The organism is Vibrio genomosp. F10 str. 9ZD137, from assembly GCF_049974785.1.
Lineage (GTDB): Bacteria > Pseudomonadota > Gammaproteobacteria > Enterobacterales > Vibrionaceae > Vibrio.
The window spans coordinates 1-5545 of sequence record NZ_JBNGCJ010000267.1; the positions used below are offsets into that span (position 1 = coordinate 1).

Annotated in this window: 7 protein-coding genes and 1 pseudogene; all 8 read right to left on the reverse strand. The window is 43.0% G+C overall.

Annotated features, from left to right (window positions below; genetic code table 11):
- The coding region (locus tag ACP45E_RS04480; protein ID WP_141707223.1) for an FAD-dependent oxidoreductase at positions 1-279 on the reverse strand (279 nt) is incomplete at its 3' end.
- Between the two features lie 484 nt (positions 280-763).
- On the reverse strand, positions 764-1201 hold the full coding sequence (gene mioC / locus ACP45E_RS04485; RefSeq protein WP_017034370.1) for an FMN-binding protein MioC: 438 nt from the start codon (positions 1199-1201) through the stop codon (positions 764-766).
- 66 nt (positions 1202-1267) lie between these two features.
- Positions 1268-2629, reverse strand: coding sequence for a tRNA uridine-5-carboxymethylaminomethyl(34) synthesis GTPase MnmE (gene mnmE, locus ACP45E_RS04490; RefSeq protein ID WP_017034369.1), 1362 nt, complete (start codon positions 2627-2629; stop codon positions 1268-1270).
- A gap of 108 nt (positions 2630-2737) precedes the next feature.
- Positions 2738-4360 carry a membrane protein insertase YidC gene (yidC, locus tag ACP45E_RS04495; RefSeq protein WP_017034368.1) on the reverse strand — a complete coding sequence of 541 codons (1623 nt, stop codon included), beginning with the start codon at positions 4358-4360 and terminating at the stop codon, positions 2738-2740.
- 5 nt (positions 4361-4365) lie between these two features.
- Positions 4366-4620, reverse strand: a complete 255-nt coding sequence (yidD, locus tag ACP45E_RS04500) for a membrane protein insertion efficiency factor YidD (protein ID WP_083188625.1) — start codon at positions 4618-4620, stop codon at positions 4366-4368.
- Complete coding sequence (rnpA, locus tag ACP45E_RS04505; RefSeq protein WP_017034367.1) at positions 4587-4910, reverse strand: ribonuclease P protein component; 324 nt, start codon at positions 4908-4910, stop codon at positions 4587-4589. Before rnpA ends, yidD begins: the two co-directional genes overlap by 34 nt.
- A gap of 45 nt (positions 4911-4955) precedes the next feature.
- A complete protein-coding gene (gene rpmH, locus ACP45E_RS04510) occupies positions 4956-5090 on the reverse strand; it encodes a 50S ribosomal protein L34 (protein WP_004735800.1) in 135 nt (44 codons plus the stop codon).
- A 227-nt stretch (positions 5091-5317) separates the two neighbouring features.
- Positions 5318-5545: pseudogene (locus ACP45E_RS04515) on the reverse strand (amino acid ABC transporter ATP-binding protein); the annotation flags it as partial.

The following is a 5545-nucleotide window of genomic DNA, read 5'->3' on the forward strand; positions in this document are numbered from 1 at the left end:
GCTCTTCCGATCTCCTTTTGATGCGTTCAGAGTTCTAAATTGTATACCCGCATGATCAATCGCTTTGGCCATTAAGCCACCCATCGCATCGACTTCTTTGACTAAATGACCTTTGCCAATACCACCGATGGCAGGATTACATGACATTGCTCCTAAGGTATCAATGTTGTGTGTTAGCAGAAGTGTGTTTTGTCCAGTACGTGCTGCGGCAAGGGCAGCTTCTGTTCCAGCGTGACCACCACCAACAACGATGACATCAAATCTTTCATGGTAAAGCATGTGTAAACCTTAAGTAATCAAGCGAAATTATGGAGAGATAAAAGAGCGACATTCTACCTTTTTTAATGGAATAGAAAAACGAAATTATCAATTTTTCATTTTTAATCGATCTCTTAATATATATAAGATCTTTATAGAGATCTTTTACTAGATCTATTATTAAGGAAGTCATTTTCTGTGGATAAGTTAAAAATGATCAACAAGATCATGCGTTTTTTATGGATCAATTGTTGTGATCTAACCTTGATCAAGATGAGGATTGGTTGGGATCAAAAACAGTGCTTATACACAGGGGGGCGGAGGCTATAAAGTTGTTATTGGGATAACTATAGGATCATAACGGTATATCCTATGATTTATCCACAGATGATTTGACTGTTTTTTGTTCGAACAGTCTGTTTTTTTCTTCATTAAGTTATGCACAGATCATATTCGAAGCAAAAAAAAGTGACCATGACGGTCACTTTTCTTCATTTTATCTTGTTTATTTAAGTTGATCTTGATGCAAAGAGAGCCAAATATCCACTTCATCTTCAGGAACTGGCGTGTTGAGAACATCAATTAGTAAGCAGTTTGATAAGCGAGTTGCCCCTATATCTGCCAGTAATTCATCGGCATGTTTGCCTGCATTGCAGAAGGTATCATAGCTTGAGTCCCCGATCGCAATGACGGAGTAACGAACATCAACCATCTTTGGTGGAGTGGATTGTAGCGCGTGGATAAAAGGCTGAATATTGTCAGGATAGTCACCCGCACCATGTGTTGAGGTCACTATCAGCCAAGTTCCGGATGCTGGTATCGCCTCTAAAGAAGGCTGATTGTGAACCGTAACCTCTATTCCATTTGCTGTTAGTTGGTCACTGATGTGGTCCCCTACATACTCTGTCCCACCTAATGTACTGCCTGTAATTATATGAATCATTGACGCTTTTCCTTGTTAAGTACTACGTAGGTGCTTGTTGACCAAAGCCATTATTTACCTAAGCTGTTATTTCCCAATACAAAATGAAGAGAAAATCTGTCCGAGCAAATCATCAGAGCTAAATTCCCCGGTGATTTCGTTGAGATATTGCTGTGTCAGCCTTAACTCCTCAGCCAATATTTCACCAGCCATGTACCCTTCAAGCTGTTGCTGACCGATATTCAAGTGTTGCGCGGCATGGTTAAGCGCCTCTAAATGACGTCTACGAGCCATGAAGCCTCCTTCATGGCCGCCAGAGAATCCCATGCACTCTTTTAGGTGTGTACGCAGGGCATCAACGCCTTGACCTGTTTTGGCTGATAGGCGGATCAAGGTCGGTGAATTGACGTGACAAATCCCCAAATCTTCTTGTGTTTGATCGGCTTTGTTTCTAATCACCGTTATACCAAGATCTTCTGGCAGCTTATCGACAAAATCAGGCCAAATATCCGAAGGATCAGTGGCGTCTGTTGTTGTTCCATCGACCATGAATAGCACGCGGTCGGCCTGTTTTATTTCATCCCAAGCGCGCTCTATACCAATTTTTTCAACCTCGTCAGAGGCATCTCGCAACCCTGCTGTGTCGATGATGTGCAGCGGCATACCATCAAGATGAATGTGTTCGCGAAGTACATCACGGGTTGTGCCAGCGATTTCAGTCACAATAGCGCTTTCTTTGCCCGAAAGAGCATTCAGTAAGCTGGATTTTCCGGCGTTGGGCCTACCTGCAATCACGACTTTCATGCCTTCGCGCATGAGTGCACCTTGATTGGCTTCTTTACGTACCGCTTCAAGATTATCAATGATGGTTTGTAGGTCTGCGGAGACTTTTCCGTCAGCTAGAAAATCAATTTCTTCTTCTGGGAAATCGATGGCCGCTTCGACATAGATTCGTAAATGGATCAAAGAATCCACTAAGGTATTGATACGATTTGAAAATTCACCTTGAAGGGATTGTAGTGCCGATTTAGCCGCTTCTTCAGAACTGGCGTCGATGAGGTCTGCTATTGCCTCAGCTTGCGTTAAGTCCATTTTGTCATTCAAAAATGCTCGTTCTGAAAACTCCCCAGGTTTTGCTGCGCGTACTCCAGGGATTAACAATATCCGTTTGATAAGCATATCCATCACAACAGGTCCACCATGACCTTGCAGTTCAAGAACATCCTCACCTGTAAAGGAGTGAGGGTTTGGAAAAAACAGGGCAATACCTTGGTCGAGCTCTGCGCCATTCTCTGCTTTAAAAGCGAGATACTCGGCATAACGTGGCTTTAGAGCTTTACCTGTTACTTCTAGGGCGACCTGTGTTGCAAGAGGCCCTGAAACACGAATAATCCCAACACCGCCTCGGCCTGGTGCTGTTGCTTGAGCAACAATCGTATCTGTAGTCATAATTTTGCCAAATCGCTTGTTCGATGAAATTGATAGTCATTAACGCAATTGTAATCAGCGAAAAACAAAAAGGCGACCAAAAGGTCGCCTTTCTTTCTATATTAAGTCTTACTTAGAATGTAAGCCTTTCTTTTCCAGTGCACGATAAATTAACGTTTGCTGGATAAGCGTTACGATGTTCGATACTAGCCAGTAAAGAACCAAACCTGAAGGGAAGAACAAGAAGAAGAAAGTAAACATAACCGGCATAAAGGTCATGATCTTCTGCTGCATTGGATCCGTTACAGTCGTTGGGCTCATTTTCTGAATAAGGAACATTGAAGCGCCCATCAGAAGTGGCAAGATGTAGTAAGGGTCTTGTGCTGATAAGTCATTAATCCAACCAAAGAATGGCGAGTGACGTAATTCAACAGACTCCATCAGGGCCCAATACAGTGAAATGAAGATTGGCATTTGTAAGATGATAGGTAAACAGCCACCGAGTGGGTTTACTTTCTCTTTCTTATACAATTCCATCATTTCTTGGCTCATACGCTGGCGGTCGTCGCCAATACGCTCACGCATCGCTGTCAACTTAGGTTGAAGCATGCGCATTTTTGCCATTGATGTGTACTGAGCTTTTGTCAGTGGGTACATAGCACCACGAACAATGAAGGTTAGACAGATGATGGCCAGACCCCAGTTAACAACCAGACCTTGGATGAACGAAAGCAATGTATGAAGTGGTTTAGCAATGAACCATAACCAACCGTAATCCACAACGAGATCTAAGCTTGGTGCAACTTCCGCCATTTGATCTTGAAGTTTTGGACCAACCCATAGCGTGCTTTCAAACTGTGTGCTTTCGCCTGTAGCGATGGTTTTGTTTGGCATACGAACACCAATATCAGCCAGGTTACCAATCACACGAGTGTATAAGCTGGTGCCTGGTTCATCACGAGGAATCCACGCCGTCGCAAAGTAGTGTTGAATCATCGCCGCCCAACCTTGACCGTTAGGTAGGTTGATAGATAGGTTGCGATCTTGCATGTCACTAAAGCTGTACTTTTTATAGCGAGTATCTTCAGTTGAGTACGCACCGCCACGATAAGTTGGCATTGTTAAGCTACCGCCGTCATCTAGAACGGTTTGACGTAAGTGAGCGTACATACCAACAGTGGCATTGTTGCCAGAGTTGTTAGCAACATCAAAAGTCACATCAATAGCATAACTGCCGCGCTTAAGAATAAACGTTTTAACGTAATCAATGCCATTCGCTTGGAACGTCATTGGAATACGCAGTTCATCTTGGCCATCAGCTAAAGTAAAGCTGTCTGCTGAAACTTGGTAGTTAGGGCGATTTGAGCTGCTTAAATCGATGCCTTGAGGACCGACTAAGCCACTTTGCGCAATAAATTGATGCCCTTGAGTATTTCTCAGTAAAACAAACGATTCTTCAGAATCATACTCTTCGTCGTATTGATTTAAGTCCGCAGCAATAACATCACCACCAACCGTGTCGATAGACAGAGTTAGGACATCCGTAGTCACTGTAATTGTTTGTGCTGACGCAGACGATTGACCAGGAGCAGGATCGAGGTCATCAGCAAAAGATGGTGCCGGTAGTGAGCCGTTAGATTGTGCCTGTTCAACTGTTTGTGGAGCTGGAGCCTTTGCTACTTGCCATTGTTGGTATAGTAAAAAAGAAACCAAAGCCAAAGCAATTAGCAGGATATTACGTTGAGAATCCATCGTTATTAATCTCTGTCTTGTTTTTGGACTGGTGGAACGGGGTCAAAACCCCCTTCATTCATAGGGTGGCATTTTAATAGACGTTTGCCTGATAACCAACACCCTTTTACAAAACCGTGAGCTTTCAACGCTTCTATCGCATATAAAGAACAGGTTGGAGTAAATCGGCAGCGTGGGCCGATGAGTGGGCTAATAAACCATCTATAAAAATAGATGGGTATTAGCGCTATCCACGCGAAGGGCGAGACAGGCGAAGCCATAATTTATCGAATAGCTTGAATATTTCTTCATTGCTTAAATCTTGCGCGCTCTTTTTAGCGATGACAACAAAATCTTTGTTAGGAAGTTGATGTTGACTGTTACGAAAGCTTTCACGGGCGAGACGTTTAAAACGATTTCTTCCAACCGCAGTTTTGATTTGCTTTTTTGGAACGGCCAAACCTAGACGAGGATGAGAAAGTGAATTATTACGAGCAATGATGGTGAAATGAGGAGAACCAGCACGATGAGCTTGCTGGAAAACGTTTTGATAGTGTTCGGGAGTTAACAAACGTAACTCCCGACAGAAGGCTAGCTTATTCAAAATAATCAAAGATTACTTAGAAAGACGCTTACGGCCTTTAGCACGACGTGCATTGATTGTTGCACGACCGTTCTTAGTCGCCATGCGTGCACGGAAGCCGTGAGTACGCTTGCGCTTTAGAACTGTAGGTTGAAAAGTGCGTTTCATTTTAAATACCTTTACTGATCAGTAGTTTTAGGTTCTTGTTAACCCGGCGTGGGCACAATGTATCTCTCTATAAGTAGAAAGAACGACCGACGCCTCTCAACAAAGAGGCGGAATTGTAATCACTGTCACAAAAAGAGTCAATGATTGGGTTTACCTAAATTCCGGTCGGCCGATTATACGTAGTGTAAATAAAATCTCAAGGATCTTTAGTTCACTGCGTTAGATCTTTAATCAAGACCAACTTGATTAAGGAACTTTCTGAGTTGAGGATCCTGTGGATTATCGAAAATATCCTGTGGAGAACCTTGCTCAACAATATGTCCATTTGCCATGAAGATCACTCTGTCAGCGACTTCTTTTGCAAACTGCATCTCATGTGTTACAACCAGCATCGTTTGATGTTTTGTTGCTAACTGCTTCATTAAATTAAGAACTTCGCAGATCGGAAGAGCGGT